We start from the raw sequence: 18296 nt of genomic DNA on the forward strand, positions 1-18296 counted from the left end.
CCCTTGTGGCCCGATAGCGGAAGCGGGAACGAGATCGATGGTCTTGCAGGTCAGCTAGTGAAACGTTCGCAGGTGCTCATCGGCGCTGGCCTGATTGCCGTCGTCTGGCTGATCGTACTTGCGACGTAGATTGTGGCGGCGGGGAATCAGAACAGCGAGCGCGATGCCGATGTTGCGATCGTCCTCGGCGCGGCGGCCTATCCGACGGGGCCCTCGCCTGTGTTCGAAGAGCGTATCAAGCATGGGATTGCTCTCTACCACGCCGGAAGAGTGCGCAGGCTGCTTTTCACTGGCGGATATGGCGAAGGTGCAAAGGTCGCGGAATCGCTCGTCGCGAAGCGCTACGCGCTCGAGCAGGGCGTGCCTGCAAATGCGATCCTGACCGAAACCGTGTCCCGCACCACTCGGCAAAACCTCGTCGAGGCCCGCCGCCTGTTGCGGAAACACAAGCTAAAGACTGCACTGGTCGTGAGCGATCCGTTGCACCTGAAGAGAGCGCTCAAGATGGCGGAGGATCTGGGCATGGACGCGTCCTCGGCACCCACGCCAACCAGTCGTTACCGATCGTGGCAAGCGAAAGCCGGCTTCCTTCTTCGCGAAGTCTACTTTTACAACCATTACCTCGTGACCGGAAACTGAGTGCGGCAACAGCCCACCACCGGTTGCGCCTTAGTCCACTACCTGAACGGCGGCTCGTTGAAGGCCCGTAGCTTGCGCGAATGCAGCCGCTCGCCCTCGGCGCGCAGGCGTTCGCAGGCCTTGATGCCGATCTGGAGGTGGGCGGCAATGGCCTGTTCGTAGAACTGGTTCGCCTGTCCCGGCAGCTTGATCTCGCCGTGGAGCGGCTTGTCGCTGACGCATAGCAGCGTGCCGTAGGGGACGCGGAAGCGGTAACCCTGGGCGGCGATGGTGGCGCTTTCCATCTCAATGGCGATGGCGCGGCTCTGCGAGAAGCGCTTGGCCGATTGCGAGTAGAGCAGCTCCCAGTTGCGGTCGTCGGTGGTGACGACGGTGCCGGTGCGCATCCGCTTCTTGAGGTCCGGCCCCTGTTCGCCCGACACTTCCTGCGCCGCGCCGGCCAATGCCTGCTGAACCTCGGCAATCGGCGGTATGGGAATTTCGGGCGGCAGCACGCTGTCGAGCACGTGGTCGTCGCGCAAATATGCATGGGCGAGCACGAAATCGCCGATCTTCTGGCTGGCGCGCAAACCGCCGCAGTGGCCGATCATCAGCCAGCTTTCCGGCCGCAGCACGGCGAGGTGGTCGCAGATCGTCTTCGCATTGGACGGCCCGACGCCGATATTCACCAGCGTGATGCCCATGCGGTCGCCCGCCATCAGGTGATAGGCCGGCATCTGGTGCCGCCGCCACGCCGTGTCGGAAAGCTGATCGCGGGCGGTGGTGGTCGCTGCCTCGATCCTCAGGCCGCCCGCTCCCGCGAGACCGGTGTAGAACCCCTTGCCGATCTGGCGCGCGCCCCAGTCAACGAATTCATCGACATAGCGGTGATAGTTGGTGAACAGGATGAAGTGCTGGAAATCCTCCGGCGCGGTGCCGGTATAGTGTGCGAGCCGCGCGAGGGAGTAGTCCGTCCGCAGTCCGTCGAACAGCGCCAGCGGCAGGCCGGAGCCTTCGCCGGACAGGTCGAAACCGTCAGCGATCTCGTCCCCGATCAGGGCGAGGTCGGTCGCGGGGAAGTGGCGCGCAAGCTCCTGCGGCTCGATCCCGGCCATTTCCGCCCCCTGCTGTCCGTCGAGGACGTAGGGAAAGGGAATTTCCTGATCCGATGGGGCGACCGAAAGTTCGATCTCGTAATCCTCGCCGATCAGGTCGAGCTGTTCGCGGATATAGTCGCCGAACAGGCGCGGGCGCGTGACGGTGGTGGTGTAGGTGCCGATGCGATCGAGCCGCCCATATGCGCGCGAGCGGTCGGTCGGCTCGCCTTCTCCGCGGAAACGCAGGTGCAGCGCGGGGTAGCAATAGCTGCCGTCGCGGCGACGTTCGGGCGGAGGCAGGGTGCCGTCGCGCACATAGGCGGCGATGTCGTCGCGCAGGCGGCTGGTGGCTGCGTCGTGAAGCTTGGTCAGTTCTTCCAGAATCTGTGTCGAAGTTTGCATCGCGGGCCAATAGCGCGGCTCTCGCGACATTTCAAAGACAGCGATGCGGCGCGACGAGCGATCGGGCGCGCCGGACAAAGAAAAAGCCCCCGCCGGTGAGGGCGAGGGCCTGATCTGTTTCGTTTCGCGAAGGAGCGGAAGGCTTACTCGGCCTTATCGCCTTCTTCGGCACCAGCGTCGTCGCCGTCGGCCGGTGCAGCACCGTCTTCCAGCAGTTCGGCCGGGATTTCGCCGGGCTCGAGCATCGGGTCGCGGGTGTTGGCAGCCGCGGCTTCTTCGATCTCGGCCTGTTCGTCTTCGAACATCTGCGCGATGACGTCGACGCCCTGGCTCTGCAGTTCGGCCTCATCTTCGGAGCGGGCGACATTCGCCTTCACGATGATGTGGACTTCCGGGTGCAGCGCCACGTTCACGTCGAACATGCCGATGGTCTTGATGGGCGCGCCCATGATGACCTGCTTCTTGTCGACCGTGTGGCCCTTTTCTTCGAGGCCGTTGACGATGTCGCGAACGTTGACCGAGCCGTACAGCTGGCCGGCGTTCGACGAAGCGCGGATCAGCACGATTTCGGTGCCGTCGATCTTCTCGCCAGCCTTCTCGGCTTCGCTGCGCTTCTCCGCATTTTCCTTTTCGAGGCGGTCGCGGTTTGCTTCGAAGACCTTCTTGTTCGCGTCGTTGGCGCGCAGGGCCTTCTTGTTGGGCAGCAGGTAGTTGCGGGCGTAGCCGTCTTTTACGGTTACGACGTCGCCAATGCTGCCCAGCTTCTCGATACGTTCGAGGAGGATGATATCCATGGTCTCTCTCCTCTTACTTCACGATGTAGGGCAGCAGGCCCAGGTGACGGGCGCGCTTGATCGCCTTGGCGAGTTCGCGCTGCTTCTTGGCGGACACCGCGGTGATGCGGCTGGGGACGATCTTGCCACGTTCGGAGATGAACCCCTGCAGCAGGCGGACGTCCTTGTAATCGATCTTCGGCGCGTTCTTGCCCGCGAAGGGGCAGGACTTGCGGCGGCGGAAAAATGCTCGTGCCATCAGTCGTCTCCCCGATCCCGCTTCTTGCGGTCGCGGTCGTTCTTGCGCATCATCACGCTCGGACCGTCTTCATGTTCGTCGACGCGGATCGTCAGCCAGCGCAGAACGTCTTCGTTCATGCGGTTCTGGCGCTCAAGTTCCTGGATCACCGAACCCGGTGCGTCGAGGTTGAGCATGACGAAATGCGCCTTGCGGTTGCGGTCGATCTTGTAGGCGAGGTTCTTGAGGCCCCAGGTTTCGGTCTTGGTGACCTTGCCCTGACCGTTCTCGACAATCTCGGTTGCATGGGCAGCCAGTGCATCGACCTGAGCCTGGCTCAGATCCTGGCGCGCAAGCAACACGTGCTCGTAAAGAGCCATCGTGTCTTCCTTTCACTCCGGCCGATCGCTGGCTTCCTGCGCGGATCGCAGGCCGCCCCTCCGGCTTTCTTCGAAATCCCCGCGTGGCATGGCCAGCGGCGGGGAAGGCGCGCACATACCGCTTTGCGGGGGAAAAGCAAGCGAGGATGGCGCGGCGTGCGCGTGTTTGCGGGAACCGTTGGACTAGGGCAGGGCTTGTTCCGGCTAACAGGGAGATTCGCATTGCCTTCAGGACTGGTTGCCTTGCTCGACGACGTGGCGGTGATCGCACGCACCGCCGCTGCCAGCATCGACGACGTGACCGTCGCCGCCAGCCGCGCCGGATCCAAGGCCGCAGGCGTGGTGATCGACGACGCGGCGGTGACGCCGAACTACGTTACCGGCCTGACTCCGGCGCGCGAACTGCCGATCATCTGGAACATCACCAAGGGCAGCTTGAAGAACAAGCTGCTGATCCTGCTGCCCGGCGCTCTGGTGCTAAGTGAATTTCTGCCCGTCGCCATCGTCTTCATCCTGATGCTGGGCGGCTGCTTCCTGTCCTACGAAGGCGCGGAAAAGGTGTTGGAGAAGCTTGGCGGGGAGCACCACGGCAAGACCCTGGACGACGAGATCACCGATCCCGTCGCTTTCGAGAAAGAACGTACCAGCGGCGCAATCCGCACCGATCTGATCCTGTCGGCGGAGATCATGGCAATCACGCTCAACGAGGTCGCCGCGGAAACGCTGCTGACCCGCGCAGGTGTGCTGGCGATCGTCGGCGTGGTCATCACGGCCGTCGTCTATGGGGCCGTCGCGCTGATCGTGAAGATGGACGACGTCGGCCTGCACCTGACCAAGCGCGATTCCAGCACGGCGCAGAGCTTCGGTCGGTTCCTGCTGGCGGCAATGCCGACGCTGCTGACCATCCTCTCGGTCGTCGGGACGGTGGCGATGCTGTGGGTCGGCGGCGGAATATTGATCCACGGCCTGCACGAAGTCGGCCTGCATTCCATTGCCGACTTCAGCCACGGCTTGCAGCACGGGGTCGAGGAGCTGACCGGCGGCCTCGGCGGCATCCTCGGCTGGCTGACCTATGCGGGGATTTCAGCCCTGTTCGGCCTGATCGTCGGCGCGATAATCGTCTTCGTTCTGCACAAGGTGCTGAAGATCGGCGCGCATTAAGCGAGGCGGGCCAGTACGTCCTTTGCAAACTCGCTGAGGGTATCGTCGCGCGCGCCCATCACGACGATACGGTCGCCGGGCTTCGCCAGTTCCACCATCCGCGCGCCGCAGTCCTCGCGGCTCGCGATATGTTCGGCTCTCCCGCCTTCATCCTCGATTAGCTTCACGATGCGCTCCGTCCCTTCGCTGCGGTCGACGGTTCCGCCGAAATAGACCGGGTCGCACATGATGGTGACGTCATCCGGCCCCAGTTCGCGAGCGAAAGTTTCGGCGAGCTCTTCGCCCATCTGGCGCAAGGGTCCGTAACCGTGAGGCTGGAAGAAAGCGATCACCCGTCCCGGATGCGCCTTGAGCGTCCGTAGAGTGGCCGCGCATTTCTCCGGATTGTGGCCGAAATCGTCGATCACCGTGACGCCGCCGAGCGATGTGCCCACGATGTCGAAGCGCCGCGCCAGTCCCTCGAAACCAGCCAGCGCTGCGACCGCCTGCGCCGTGGGCACGCCCGCCGCAACCGCGCCCGCGATCGCGGCCAGCGCATTGGACAGATTGTGCCGACCCGGCAGGTTCAGCGTCAGCGGATGCTCGCTGTCGTCATGGCGGTCGATCACCATCGCCGCCTGAAGCACCGGTCCGTCCGCAATGCTGCCTTCGACAATGCCTATTTGCGCGCGCGGCTGGTCGATGCCGAAGGTCAGCGCGCGCCTGGCATGGGGCAGCAAGGCCAGCGCCTCGACATCGTCGGCGTTGATGGCGGCCACCTCGCTCGCGGCGAGGAAGCCGGAGAACAGTGCGCGCAATTCGTCCATGCTCTTGTGGTCGAGGCTGACGTTGAGCAGCACTGCGACTTCGGGCCGGTAGAGCGCGATGGAACCGTCGCTTTCGTCCACCTCGCTCACGAAGGTGCCGCCGCTGCCAACCCGCGCGCTGGCGAAGGGCACGTCGGGGGAGACGAAGTTCTTCATCACCGCGCCGTTCATCACGGTCGGCTGGCGACCGACCGCCTCCATGATCCAGCCGATCATGCCGGTGACCGTCGACTTGCCGCTCGTCCCGCCAATGGCGATGCCGTGGTCCGCGCTGTTGAACAGTGTCGAAAGCAAATCGGCCCGCGTCATTCGCGTGCAGCCGAGTTCCCTTGCGCGCGCGACTTCGGGCACGGTGTCTTCGATAGCGGCGCTGGCGACCAGCACCTGCTCCGCGCTGGTGATGCCGCTGCCGTCCTGCGGATGGAGTTCGAAGCCTGCACGTTCCAGCCAGGCGAATTTCTTCGGCGTGCGGCCCTGATCGAAGCTGCGGTCCGACCCGGCGACCTGCGCGCCCAGACCCTTCAGGATCGTCGCCAGCGGCAACATTCCAGAGCCGCCGATGCCGCAGAAGAACCAGGGGCGGGCAGTGGGGTCGGTCACGGAATCGGGCATGGCGGCTTCGCTATGCAGTTGTGCAGTCGAACACAAGCTGGCTAGAAGCCTTGTCCATGACCCGTATCGCGATCTGCGCGCCCGCCACCCCGATCACGCGCGACCATGCCGCAGCGCTGGAAGCGCTGGTGGCCGAGGAATATCCGCAACATTCCGTCTGGTTTCACGAGCAGTGCTTCGAAAGCGAAGGGCACTTCGCGGGACAGGACATCGTGCGACTGGGCGCGTTGGTGGAATGCGCCAACAACCCGGAATTCGACGCCGTGTGGTTCGCCAAGGGCGGCTATGGCTCCAACCGCATTGCCGAGGCGGCAATCGCGCGAATGAACGAGGTGGCGCGGGCCAAGACCTACGTCGGCTTCTCCGACTGCGGCTACCTGCTCGGCGCGCTTTACCGCAACGGCATCGGTCAGCCGGTCCATGGCTCGATGCCGGTCAGCGCGATCAGCGAGCGCGGTCGTGAAGGCGTGCGACGGGTGCTGGGCTGGTTCGCGGGGGATCGGGGCGGGCTGGAACCGTCGCTCGACGGCAAGACACCTGCGGTCGCGTTCAACCTATATACGCTGGCGATGATAATGAACACGCCGCTGATGCCCGACCTGACCGGCCATGTCGTGATGGTGGAGGAAGTGTCGGAGCATCACTACGCCGTCGACCGCCTGCTGTTTCACCTGACGCAGACCCTGCCGCGCATCGCGGGCCTGCGGCTGGGCCGCATCACCGCCGTGCCCGAAAACGATCGCGACTTCGGACAGGAACCGGAACAGATGGCGCAATTCTGGTGCGACCGCGCGGGGATACCCTACCTCGGTTTTGCAGACATCGGCCACCATCCGGCCAACAAGATTGTCCCCTTCGGACTTGCCAGCCCTTCGCCCGCTACCTAGGCGCGCGGCAGAAGCATTTACGGGTCACAGAGAGAATTTATGCGCGCATTCGTTTTCCCCGGTCAGGGCAGCCAGAAGGTCGGCATGGGGGCCGATCTGGCGCAAGCAAGCGCCTCTGCGCGCGAAGTTTTCGAGGAAGTCGACGACGCGCTGGGGCAGAAGCTGTCGCAGATCATGCGCGACGGACCGGAAGACCAGCTCACCCTTACGGAGAACGCGCAGCCTGCGATCATGGCCAATGCGATCGCGACGCTTAGGGTGCTGGAAAAGGATTGCGGCATCGTGCTGACCGACAAGGCCGCGTGCGTCGCGGGGCACAGCCTCGGAGAATACACCGCGCTTTGTGCGATCGGTGCGTTCTCGCTCTCTGACACGGCGAGGTTGCTCAAGCTGCGCGGCCAGGCGATGCAGGCCGCCGTTCCGGTGGGTGAAGGCGCGATGTGCGCGCTGCTTGGCGCGGATACCGAGAAGGCGCAGGAACTCGCCGACGCTGCCGCGGACGGCCAGATCATCCAGATCGCCAACGACAACGATCCTTCGCAGGTCGTCCTTTCCGGCCATCGCGAGGCGATCGAGCGCGCGGTCGCCAAGGCGAAGGACCACGGCATCAAGCGCGGCGTGCTGCTGCCGGTTTCCGCACCGTTCCACTGCGACCTGATGGTCCCCGCGGCCGAAGCGATGGAGAACGCGCTGGGCAGGACGGCGCCGCAGGCTTTCCACCTGCCGCTCTATTCCAACGTGACGGCTGCCGCCGTCACCGACCCGGACGAAGAGCGCGACCTGCTCGTGCGCCAGATTTGCGGCCGTGTGCGCTGGCGCGAAAGCGTGCTGGCGATGACCGAATCCGGCGTGCATCACTATGTCGAGCTGGGCGGCAAGGTGCTCGGCCCCATGATCGGGCGGACCGCACCCGATTCCACGGCGACCAGCGTGGTCACGATGGAACAGATCGAAGCGCTGGCGAAGGAGATCGGATGATGTTTTTGCTCGAAGGAAAGACCGCGCTCGTCACCGGCGCCAGCGGCGGGATCGGTTCGTCGATCGCCCGCGCGCTGGCGCGGCAGGGTGCGCGGCTGGCGCTGTCCGGCTCCAACGCAGGCAAGCTGCGCGCGTTTCGCGAGGAACTTAACGACGAATTCGGCCATGACCATGTGGAAATCACCTGCGACCTGTCGAACACGACGCAGGTCGAGGAATTGATCCCCGCAACCGTCGACACGCTCGGCAAGATGGACATCCTCGTCAACAACGCCGGCATCACGCGCGACAATCTCGCCATGCGGATGAAGGACGAGGAGTGGGACGAGGTGATCCGCATCAACCTCGAAGCCAGCTTCCGTCTCATGCGCGCCGCCGCCCGCCCGATGATGAAGGCCCGGCACGGACGCATCGTCTCGATCACCAGCGTGGTCGGTGCGACGGGCAATCCGGGGCAGATGAATTACACCGCCGCCAAGGCCGGGCTGACCGGCATGAGCAAGAGCCTCGCGCAGGAACTTGCCACCCGCGGCATCACCGTCAATTGCGTGGCACCGGGCTTCATCCGCACCGCGATGACCGATGCGCTTACCGACGACCAGAAGAGCGCGATTAATTCGCGCATTCCGATGGGCCGCATGGGCGAGGGCGAGGAAATCGGCGCGGCAGTCGCCTATCTCGCCAGCGACGAGGCGGCTTACGTCACCGGACAGACGCTGCACGTCAACGGCGGCATGGCGATGATCAGTTAGGCGGAATATTCGGGGGTTTATCCCCAGAAACGCCGGGCAGGGCGGCCATTGGCCTTGCCGCATACGCCCTCAACGCTAAGGATTGGGGACGATTTCACCCGCGCTATCGGGCGATTCCGCTTGGAGGCGCGCTGAGGGGGACCGAAGGGAACCATGAAGGCCACTATCGAACGCGCGACGCTGCTGCGTTGCCTGTCTCACGTCCAGTCGGTGGTCGAACGCCGCAACACCATTCCGATCCTGTCGAACGTGCTCATCGAAGCGGCGAGCGACGGCACGCTGAAGATCATGGCGACCGACCTCGACCTGCAGGTCGTGGAAAGCATGTCCGCCGTGTCGGTGGAGGATTCCGGCGCGGTCACCGTGTCCGCACACCTGCTGTTCGACATCGCCCGCAAACTGCCGGACGGCAGCCAGGTCAGCCTTGAAACCGCCGACAACCGGATGACGGTGAAGGCGGGACGCAGCCGATTCCAGCTGCCCACCCTGCCGCGCGACGATTTCCCGGTGATCGTCGAAGGCGACCTGCCGACCAGTTTCGAGATTCCGGCAAAGACGCTGGCCGAGATCATCGACCGCACGCGCTTCGCCATCTCGACCGAGGAAACGCGCTACTACCTCAACGGCATCTTCCTGCACGTTTCGGACGAGGATACGCCGGTGCTGAAGGCGGCCGCAACCGATGGTCACCGCCTCGCGCGCTTCACGCTGCCCCGTCCTGACGGCGCAGAAGGGATGCCCGACGTCATCGTCCCGCGAAAGGCCGTGGGCGAGCTTCGCAAGCTGCTCGAAGAAGCGCTCGACAGCAATGTGCAGGTGGACCTTTCCGCCAGCAAGATCCGCTTCACGTTGGGCGGAGAGGGCGGGGTCGTCCTCACCAGCAAGCTGATCGACGGCACTTTCCCGGATTACAGCCGCGTCATTCCGACCGGGAACGACAAGCTGCTGAAGCTCGATCCCAAGAGCTTCTACGCCGGTGTTGACCGCGTGGCGACCATCGCGACGGAAAAAACCCGCGCGGTGAAGATGGGGCTCGACAACGACCGGGTAACCCTGTCGGTCACATCGCCCGATAACGGCACGGCGGCGGAAGAAGTCTCTGCGGAATACAAGGCCGAGGGGTTCGAAATCGGCTTCAACGCCAATTACCTGAAGGACATCCTCAGCCAGATCGAAGGCGATACGGTGGAACTCCACCTCGCCGACGCCGGCGCGCCGACGCTGATCCGCAAGGATGACAAGAGCCCGGCGCTCTACGTGCTGATGCCGATGCGGGTCTGACCCGCCATCCCTGCCACCCGCGCTGCCGCGATCAGGCGGCGCGGCGGTGGGGCATTTTCACACTCAGCAATATCGCCAGCCCGATGGTGAACAGTAGCGAGATCGACGCGAAGCCGATCCGCTGGTCGTTGAACCACAGTGTGAAGTACTGGACCAGCAACGGGCCCATCCAGACGGTGATCGTTCCGGCAATGGCATAAAGGCCGAAGAATTCTCCGCTCCGGCCCGGCGGAGCGAGAGTGACGAGCATCGTGCGGCTGCCCGAAATGCTCGCCGTGACCGCGATCGCAACCACGCTGATGAGCGCGAAATAGGTGAGGTCGGCCAAGGTCTGGAACACCAGGCCGTCCCACACCTGGTAATTCGCGACGAGGCCGAACAGCAGGCTTTCCTGCGTGATGCTGAGCTGCACGACCATTGCCGCGACCATGGCCATGATTTCCAAGACGAGCGCCTGCTTCACGCCGACCTTGCCTTCCAGCCAGCCACCCAGCAGCCCGCCACCGAAAGCGCAGATGCTGGAGAAGATGGCGTAGCAGACCATCTCCAGAAAGCTCCACTCCAGGAACAGCGCGACATAGACCGCGCCAAGCGCCAGCAGCGCCGCCATCCCGTCGGCATAGAACATGCGCGCGATCAGGAATTTCATCAGCTCGCGATACTTTGCCGCCTCGCGCAATGTGCGCGCCACGCTTCGCGCACCCGAAACGAAGGCTGCGGGCCAGCTGGCCCCGGCGATGCCCGGATCGCGGGCGTGGCGGAAGAACGGAACGGCGAACACCACCAGCCAGACCGCGCAGATCGGTCCAGCCAGCCGGATATGCTCGAACCGCTCCGTGTCGATACCGAACGGCACTTCTGCGAATGGCCAGCCGACGGCGGCAGGCAGCAGGAACAGCACCACCATCGCTATGAAAATCAGCGCGGCAGCCAGATTGCCGAGGCCGAGGCCAAGGCCCGAGATCATCGACAACCGCCCCGGCGCGCCCGCTACGCCCAGCATGGCGTTATGCGTCACCTCCGAATAGGTGTAGCTGACGTAGGCGACGATAAGCAGCGCCATGATCGCGCCTGTGCTCAGGCCCGCCCCGCCGGGGATCGCGAACCAGAGCAGGGCAGATGACGCGGCAATCGTGCCGAGAAACACTGCGAGGACCGGTTTCAGCCGACCCCCGCGATCGAGCGCCGCACCGAGGAACGGCGCGGTCAGCGCGGCGACGATGCCTGCCCATTTGGTGACTGAGGCAATCGTCGCCTGCCCCTGCGCATTGGCTGTTGCCAGCGCCTCTTCCGGCGAGAGTTCGGACAACGTCCCGCCCGCCAGCAGATCCGCCCCGATGATGTCGCGCGCGAAGTATGGCGCGAAGATGTAGATGACGATCAGGATGTAATAGGGATTGCGCGCCCATTCGAAGACCGCCCAGGCAAAGCCCGTGCGATCGAGCGGGCCGCCGAAGCCGGTGGTGGGCCGCTCGGCCAAGGTCCGTTCTGTCACTCGCCGCGCGCCCTAATCATGCTCTCGATATCGACGAATTTCTCGCGCGGAGCGCCGTGGCGCGCCGCTTGTGTTTCGGCGTCTTCGATCTTCTTCCAGTCGCGGAAGGTCACGATGTCGAGGCCGCGCTCCTGCGCCAGAACGTCGAAGCCTTCGCGCCCGTTCTTTCCGCCGCTTCGGCAGGCCCGGCTTTGCATGTCGGCTGCGATCAGTTCCACGACGCCGAAGCCGTCGGGCCGGTTGGTGCCAATGGTCCCGGTCGGCCCCCGCCGCGCCCAGCCGACTGCGTAAAGGCCTGGCAGGATGCGTCCCTGATCATTGGCGAAGCGGCCCATGCGCTCGTCGAACGGAACGTCGGGGATGGGCGAGGTGCGATAGCCGATGCAACTGACCACCAGGTCGGCGGGAATGCAATAGGTCTCGCCCGATCCTTGCGCGCGGCCCTTGATAACCTCGGTGCGCTCCACTTCGATCTCGCGGACATGGCCGTTTTCGCCATGAAGCCCGACAGGGCTGGCGAAGAAATCGAAGGCGATTTCGATCGGCTTGTCGGCGCGCTCGCTTTCCGGAATGGCGGCGAAGCTGCGAAGGTGAGTGACCGACTTCCTGAGACCCGGTTCGAGCAGCATGTCCTCGTCCTCGGCGGGCAAATCGGCGTTTTCGACGCGCGGCGAAGCACGATCAAGATGCATCAGCTCGCCAAGTTCCTTGGGCGTCATCGCGATCTGGTGCGGCCCACGCCGACCCACGATAGTGATTTGTCGAAGATTGGACCGGGCCAGCGCTTCAAGCGCGTGGCGCACGATGTCGGCGCCTTCGAATTCCGCCGGTGTCTTCGAGAGGATGCGCGCCACGTCGAGCGCAACATTGCCCATGCCGATGACGACTGCCGACTTGCCCGACAGATCGGGGTCGAGGTCTGCGAATTGCGGGTGCCCGTTGTACCAGCCCACGAAGCCCGCGCTGCCGAACACATTGCCCAAGTCATTGCCGGGAATGTCCAGTGTGCGGTCGTTCGGCGCGCCGGTCGCCAGGACGATGGCGTCGTATAGCTCGCCCAGTTCAGCGATGCTTACGTCCTTGCCGACCAGCACATTGCCGACGAAGCGGACGTTTTCGGACAATGCGGTCTTCTCGTAGCGGCGCGAGACGCCCTTGATCGACTGGTGATCGGGCGCGACTCCGAAGCGGATCAGGCCGTAAGGAACGGGCAGGGCGTCGAAGATGTCTACCCGCACATCGTCGCCCCACTGCTTCTGGGCGGCTTCGGCGGTGTAGTATCCGGCCGGGCCGGAGCCGATGATCGCGATATGCCGCATTTCCGCTCCTGTCAGGCTGCCTTGCGCGTTTCGCCGCCGCGATCGAGGAACGCGCGGATATGGGCAACGCATTCCCCGCTATGGCTGAGGAGGAAGAGGTGCCCGCCGCCTTTCAGCTCCACCAGTTCGCTGTTCGGTATCAGCTTGTTGAGAATGGTCCCGTTGGCCAGCGGGACGATCTGGTCGTCATCGCCCATCAGGATGAGCGTCGGCGTCTTCATAAAGGGCAGGGCGGGCGCGCTGGTCCAGCCAATCATGGCGATGAGCTGGTAGAGATAGCCGCGCCGCGTCGGCGGCTTCAGACGATGGATGTGCTCCGCCTTGCCTGCCGCCTGCCCCAGCGCGCCACCGTAAAGCGTCTGGAAATGCTTCTCCATGAACGCAGCGTCGACGTAGCGGCGTGGATTGGCCATCTTGCTGAGCGCAGCCGGATTGCCCGGCACCATCAGCATTCCCGCGCTGGTGGCGCACAGGATCAGGCGGCGGGTGCGACTGGCGTGCTGGAGGGCGAAGTGCTGCGCCATGGCGCCGCCCCAGCTGACGCCCATCACGTCGACCCGGTCGATGCCGAAGCGGTCGAGCAGCTGGGTCGTCGTCCACGCCATGGTGACAGTGTTATACGGAACCACCGGCTCGGGCGATCCGCCGACGCCGGGCATATCGAACATGATGAAGGGCCGTTCGTGGAGCGCTTCGGGTAGCGGGGCGACCGCTTCGATATTGGCGCCGATGCCGTTGAAGAACAGTATCGGCAGATGATCGCTGGGCTTTTCGAAGCCCCACCGCGCGACACGCAGGGTGCGTCCGCCGACCGTCTCCATCGTGATCGTCGCGTCTTTCAGCGCCTCGCGCAGGAAAGCGGTTCTCGGACTGGTTTTCTTCGCCAACTACAATTCCTTGCGACCTGTTGTATCTGTCAGACTTCTTCCACGACGTAGAGGCCCGGCGCCGGATCGAGCGGCTTGAACCTGCCCCTGCCGAGCGATTTCGGCGCGGTTTTCTCCTCGCCCGAGCGTTGTTGCAACCAGTCGATCCAGAACGGCCACCAGCTGCCTGCGACTTCCTCCGCCCCCTTGAGCCACTCTTCTGCCGTCGCGGGAAGCGCGCCATCGTCCTTTTGCACGAAATACTTCGCTTTGGGATTGCCGGGCGGGTTGAGGATCGCCTGCATGTGTCCCGACTGGCTGAGCACGTAGGTCACGTCCTTCGATCCGAACAACTGCGTCGAGCGATAGGTCGCGCGCCAGGGCGTGATATGGTCGGTCACTCCGCCCAGGATGAACAGGTCGGACGTCACCCTGGACAGGTCGATCCCGTGGCCGGCCATGTCCACTTCGCCCTTCTTCGTAAAGGCCAGCGTTTCGAAGATGGTCAGGAAGTCGCCCATCAGTGAGGCGGAGAGGTTGGTCGCATCCGCATTCCAGAACAACACGTCGAACGCCGGGGGATCGTCGCCCAGCAGGTAATTGTTGATGACGTAGTTCCAGATCAGGTCGTTCGGACGTAGCCAGGCGAAACCGCGCGAGAGGTCATCGCCCTTGATCACGCCCGCCTTGCTGGCGCGCCGCCGGGCGAGGGCCATGCCGTTCTCGCTTATCAAGCTGCCCGCTTCGATATCGTTCTGCTTGGGGTGGAGAACGCATACCATCAGCGTCAGCGCGCCGAGCAGGCTGTGGCCTTTCGCCGCATCGGCCGTCAGCTTGCTGGCGAGCACGGCGGCTGTCTGCCCGCCCGAGCATCCTGCGGAGACATTGACCTTCTTTGCCCCGGTGATCGCAGCAACCGCTTCCATCGCTTCGCGGCAGGAATCGACGTAGTCCGCCATGCCCCAGCAACCCTGTTCCCTTGTCGGATTGCGCCAGGAGATGACGAAGGTCTGGATGCCGTTGTCGAGCTGATATTTCACCACCGATTTCTCTGGCGAGAGATCGTTGATGTACATCTTGTTGATCTGCGGCGGGATGGTCAGCTGCGGTATGGCGCGGACCTTCTCGGTCGTCGGCGCATACTGGATCAGCTCCATCATCTCGGTCCGCAGCACCACGCTGCCCTTGGAGGTGGCGACATTCTCCCCCAGCCTGAAAGGCTTCTTGTCGACCTGGCTGACCATGCCCTTGTTGTGAACCATGTCGCTGTAGGCGTTCTTCAGCCCCTTCACGAGGCTGAGGCCGCCGCTGTCGATCAGGCGCTTCTGCGCGGTCGGGTTGCCTGCGAGCGTGTTGGTGGGCGCGAGACTGTCGATGATGATGTTGGAGATGAAATGGGCGCGATCGCGTTCCAGATCGTCTAGCTCCAGCTCGTTGAGCCAGCTGTGCATACCCTTCTGCACGGCGAGATAGTACTGCGCTCCGGCGCGGAAGAAGGGGTTGAAACGCCAGGCCGGGTCCATGAAGCGCTTGTCGCGCGGGTTCGGCTCCAGTTCCGACTTGCCGGTCATGATCTGGACGACGTCTTCGCCAAACGCCTGCGCGTGCCGCAATGTGCGGGCGGGATTGCCTGCCGTTTCGCGAAGCAGCAGGGCGATAGCGCCGACGAAATCCTCCCGCGCCAGACCGACCAGCGGGCCCAGCGCGGTGGTCGACTGCGCGGCCTCGTTCTCCAGGGTCGGTCCCTTGGCCATCCTGCTCTCCATTATTATCCTTGTTTTGCGGGGAGTGTGACGAGCGCGCCGGGTGTTGGCAAGCATCGAGGAATTCCGGCGAAGGTTTACCCTTTCTCAAAGCCGCACGTGCGAAGGCGGGCGTCATGGGTGCGGTCCAGTCAAAGCAAGTTCGGCCGGAGGAGGTCGAAGCGGGGGTGCCCGCTCAGGACGCGGGAGCTATCCCGAAGCATTCCCGCGCGGCCCGCAAAACCAATCAGGAACGCGCCCGCGTGGTGCAATCGCCAGAGTTGGCCGAACGCAAATACCTGATTCCGAGGCATTTTCGCCTCATGCTGCCGATCTTCGCTCTGGGCCTAATCCTTCCGGCAGCTATCGCCTGGGCGTTGCCGCCGGGCCTTGTTACCGTGCTCGTCGCGGGGGCTTGTGCCATTTCCATAGCCAGCCCGCGCGCAGCGGAATTCGAACGCGCGCCGGGGCAGAGCATCCTGCGTCGAATCGCAATCTACGCGGCCAGCCCGGGCCTTGCCATGGCACTTTTCGGGACGGCGATGGGCTGGTGGATCGCGGTCGAGCCGGAAAGCGCGCGCGGAGTCTTCGGCGTCGTCGCCTGCGTTTCGGTCATCACTGCGATGCTTCACCTGCGAAATCCGCACTCCATGCTGCTCAGCATGGGCGCGTGCTGGGGCAGTTTCGCAGCAGTGGACGGGCGCGCGGCCAGCCTGCTCTCGCTCGTCAGCTGCCTGCTGATCGCGGGTTATTTCGGCTGGCGCCAGATTGCTTGGGAAAAGGAAGTCGCCGAACGCGAATTGGATGAGGCACGGCGCCGCACCCGCGCCGAAGACATCCTGCGCGATTACGAGGAAACGGGGCAGGGGTGGTTCTGGGAAACCGACCGCCGCGCGATCCTCACTTACATCTCGGAATCCGCCGCATCAGCCATCGGCACTCGCGCATCGCTACTGATGGGCCGCCCGATGACGGCGCTGTTCGACCTGAAGGACAGCTCGGTGGAATACGAGCGAACGCTCAAGTTCCACCTGTCCGCCCGCTCGGCATTCCTCGAACTGCCCGTGCGCGCCGCGGGCCGAAACGCTGGCGGAGAGGGCGAGGGCGCGGAGGCGGAGGAACGATGGTGGTCGGTCAGCGGTCGCCCGATCTACGACGAATTCGACAATTTCATGGGCTTCCGCGGGTCCGGCACCGACCTGACGGAGCGCAAACGGACCCAGGACCAGGCCTCGCGCCTGGCAATGTACGATTCGCTTACCGGCCTAGCCAACCGGTTGCAGATGTCGCAGGAGCTGGAAAAGCTGCTTGCCGCGCCGCAGCAGCAGAACCGGGCCTGTTCGATCTTCCTGCTCGACCTCGACCGCTTCAAGCAGGTCAACGATACGCTGGGTCATCCGGCGGGCGATTACCTGCTGAAACAGGTCGCACGGCGGCTGGAGCGGACTCTGGGCGACCAAGGCCGCGTGGGGCGTCTTGGCGGTGACGAGTTCGAGATCATCCTTCCCGGCCGGCAGGAAAAGGCGAAGCTGTCGCATCTGGCGCAGGAGGTGATCCACCACCTTTCGCAACCGTACTCGATCGACGGGCATCAGGTGATGATCGGCGCTTCAGTCGGCATCTCGATGGCCCCGGACAACGGATCCACCAGCGAGGCACTGATCCGCAATGCCGACCTCGCGCTCTACGCCGCAAAGGATGGCGGACGCGGGCGGTATCACTTCTATTCGGAGAACCTGCACGATCAGGCGCGCGAACGTCTCGCGCTCGAAAACGACTTGCGTCAGGCGCTGGTGAACGGCGGCCTGGAATTATACTACCAGCCCTTCGTCAAGCTGGAGAGCGATCGCATCTGCGGTTTCGAGGCGCTGATGCGCTGGAACCACCCGAAGCATGGCTTCGTCTCGCCCGACAAGTTCATTTCCATTGCCGAGGAATCGGGCCTGATCGAAGCGATCGGCGAATGGGCAATGCGTCAGGCCTGCTACCAGCTGTCGCAATGGCCGGAGGAAATCCGCATCGCGGTAAACGTGTCGCCGTTGCAGTTCGCCAATCCCAAGCTCGCCTCGGTGGTGACCAATGCCATCGCGCAGCACCAGATCGACCCGTCACGGCTGGAGCTGGAGATTACGGAGAGCGTGTTCCTCAACGACGATCCCTCGACCGATGCGATGTTCGCCGCGTTGAAGGGCATCGGCGTGCGTCTCGCGCTCGACGACTTCGGCACAGGCTATTCCTCGCTCGGCTATCTGAAGAGTGCGCCGTTCGACAAGATCAAGATCGACAAGGGTTTCATCAACGGGGCCACAGAGCCGGGCAGCCGCAACGGCGCGATCATCGTTTCTATCGCCAACCTGGCGGCTTCGCTGGGCATGGATACGACTGCCGAGGGCGTGGAAACGCTGGACGAACTGGAGCTGGTCCGCAGCGCCGGGTGCAGCCATGTGCAGGGCTACATCTACGAACGGCCATTGCAGGCCGACAAGGCGAGCGAGCGACTTCAGAAGGGTTTGCAGGCAACGCCGAGCGGGCCGAAATCCGCCCGCCTGCCACGCCACAAGCTGTTCCGCCGCGTGTTGCTGGATCATAGCGGCCAGCATTACGACGGTGTCGTCCGCAATATTTCGCGCAACGGCGCCATGATCGAAGGGCTGTGGAACGTCCCCGTGGGCACGATCTTCGAGGTGTATCTGTCACAGGATGTGGTTCTGCTGGTGACAACGCGCTGGTCCGAAGGCGACCGCATGGGCGTGGAATTCGCCAAGCCGATCGAGATTGCCGCCGACGGAAGCATCCCGGCAATCTCGGGAAAACCGGTGACGACGAAGCCGCAGCCGGAACCGCTTCGCAAGGCCGGATGAAAGCGACCGGATGAAGCGAAAATCCGCC

At 64.0% G+C, this 18296-nt stretch carries 16 protein-coding genes; 7 read left to right on the top strand and 9 right to left on the bottom strand.

Annotated elements, in window-relative coordinates:
* The first annotated feature begins 132 nt into the window (after positions 1-132).
* Positions 133-639, top strand: coding sequence for a YdcF family protein (locus ACXYN8_RS05865; protein WP_458888381.1), 507 nt, complete (start codon positions 133-135; stop codon positions 637-639).
* Positions 640-677: 38 nt separating this feature from the next.
* On the opposite strand, the gene ACXYN8_RS05870 is transcribed toward ACXYN8_RS05865, so the two are convergent.
* The 4 genes from ACXYN8_RS05870 to rpsF form a co-directional block, all read right to left on the bottom strand.
* Positions 678-2117 (bottom strand): AMP nucleosidase, encoded by a 1440-nt coding sequence (locus tag ACXYN8_RS05870; protein WP_458888382.1) that lies wholly within the window; start codon positions 2115-2117, stop codon positions 678-680.
* A gap of 143 nt (positions 2118-2260) precedes the next feature.
* Positions 2261-2911 (bottom strand): 50S ribosomal protein L9, encoded by a 651-nt coding sequence (gene rplI, locus ACXYN8_RS05875; protein WP_458888383.1) that lies wholly within the window; start codon positions 2909-2911, stop codon positions 2261-2263.
* 13 nt (positions 2912-2924) lie between these two features.
* Positions 2925-3149, bottom strand: coding sequence for a 30S ribosomal protein S18 (gene rpsR, locus ACXYN8_RS05880; protein WP_458888384.1), 225 nt, complete (start codon positions 3147-3149; stop codon positions 2925-2927).
* The gene (gene rpsF / locus ACXYN8_RS05885) at positions 3149-3508 is read right to left on the bottom strand and encodes a 30S ribosomal protein S6 (protein ID WP_458888385.1); all 360 of its coding nucleotides are present in this window, start codon (positions 3506-3508) and stop codon (positions 3149-3151) included. The genes rpsR and rpsF overlap by 1 nt, the downstream gene beginning before the upstream one ends.
* Positions 3509-3730: 222 nt before the next feature.
* Here rpsF and ACXYN8_RS05890 point away from each other — a divergent pair, with 222 nt between their 5' ends.
* Positions 3731-4669, top strand: coding sequence for a DUF808 domain-containing protein (locus ACXYN8_RS05890; protein ID WP_458888386.1), 939 nt, complete (start codon positions 3731-3733; stop codon positions 4667-4669).
* Here the strand turns inward: ACXYN8_RS05890 and ACXYN8_RS05895 are convergent.
* Positions 4666-6087 carry a glutamate ligase domain-containing protein gene (locus tag ACXYN8_RS05895; protein WP_458888387.1) on the bottom strand — a complete coding sequence of 474 codons (1422 nt, stop codon included), beginning with the start codon at positions 6085-6087 and terminating at the stop codon, positions 4666-4668. The two genes, ACXYN8_RS05890 and ACXYN8_RS05895, sit on opposite strands and share 4 nt — an antisense overlap.
* Positions 6088-6143: 56 nt before the next feature.
* Here ACXYN8_RS05895 and ACXYN8_RS05900 point away from each other — a divergent pair, with 56 nt between their 5' ends.
* The 4 genes from ACXYN8_RS05900 to dnaN all read left to right on the top strand — a co-directional run bounded on the left by ACXYN8_RS05900 (position 6144) and on the right by dnaN (position 9985).
* The gene (locus tag ACXYN8_RS05900; protein WP_458888388.1) at positions 6144-6974 is read left to right on the top strand and encodes an LD-carboxypeptidase; all 831 of its coding nucleotides are present in this window, start codon (positions 6144-6146) and stop codon (positions 6972-6974) included.
* A 39-nt stretch (positions 6975-7013) separates the two neighbouring features.
* Complete coding sequence (gene fabD, locus ACXYN8_RS05905; protein WP_458888389.1) at positions 7014-7952, top strand: ACP S-malonyltransferase; 939 nt, start codon at positions 7014-7016, stop codon at positions 7950-7952.
* Complete coding sequence (gene fabG / locus ACXYN8_RS05910) at positions 7952-8704, top strand: 3-oxoacyl-[acyl-carrier-protein] reductase (protein ID WP_458888917.1); 753 nt, start codon at positions 7952-7954, stop codon at positions 8702-8704. Before fabD ends, fabG begins: the two co-directional genes overlap by 1 nt.
* A 153-nt stretch (positions 8705-8857) precedes the next feature.
* Positions 8858-9985, top strand: a complete 1128-nt coding sequence (dnaN, locus tag ACXYN8_RS05915) for a DNA polymerase III subunit beta (RefSeq protein ID WP_458888390.1) — start codon at positions 8858-8860, stop codon at positions 9983-9985.
* 31 nt (positions 9986-10016) lie between these two features.
* Here the strand turns inward: dnaN and ACXYN8_RS05920 are convergent, their stop codons facing one another.
* From ACXYN8_RS05920 to ACXYN8_RS05935, 4 genes are read right to left on the bottom strand one after another with little or no spacing between them, the layout of a single operon-like run.
* A complete protein-coding gene (locus ACXYN8_RS05920) occupies positions 10017-11480 on the bottom strand; it encodes an MFS transporter (RefSeq protein WP_458888391.1) in 1464 nt (487 codons plus the stop codon).
* Positions 11477-12799 carry an FAD-dependent oxidoreductase gene (locus ACXYN8_RS05925; RefSeq protein ID WP_458888392.1) on the bottom strand — a complete coding sequence of 441 codons (1323 nt, stop codon included), beginning with the start codon at positions 12797-12799 and terminating at the stop codon, positions 11477-11479. Before ACXYN8_RS05925 ends, ACXYN8_RS05920 begins: the two co-directional genes overlap by 4 nt.
* A gap of 11 nt (positions 12800-12810) precedes the next feature.
* A complete protein-coding gene (locus ACXYN8_RS05930; protein WP_458888393.1) occupies positions 12811-13686 on the bottom strand; it encodes an alpha/beta fold hydrolase in 876 nt (291 codons plus the stop codon).
* A 29-nt stretch (positions 13687-13715) separates the two neighbouring features.
* Positions 13716-15419, bottom strand: coding sequence for a PHA/PHB synthase family protein (locus ACXYN8_RS05935; protein ID WP_458888394.1), 1704 nt, complete (start codon positions 15417-15419; stop codon positions 13716-13718).
* 269 nt (positions 15420-15688) lie between these two features.
* On the opposite strand from ACXYN8_RS05935, the gene ACXYN8_RS05940 reads away from it, so the two are divergent.
* Positions 15689-18268, top strand: coding sequence for an EAL domain-containing protein (locus tag ACXYN8_RS05940; protein WP_458888395.1), 2580 nt, complete (start codon positions 15689-15691; stop codon positions 18266-18268).
* The last annotated feature ends 28 nt before the right edge of the window (positions 18269-18296 follow it).

The sequence above is a fragment of the Altererythrobacter sp. CAU 1778 genome (assembly GCF_054482795.1).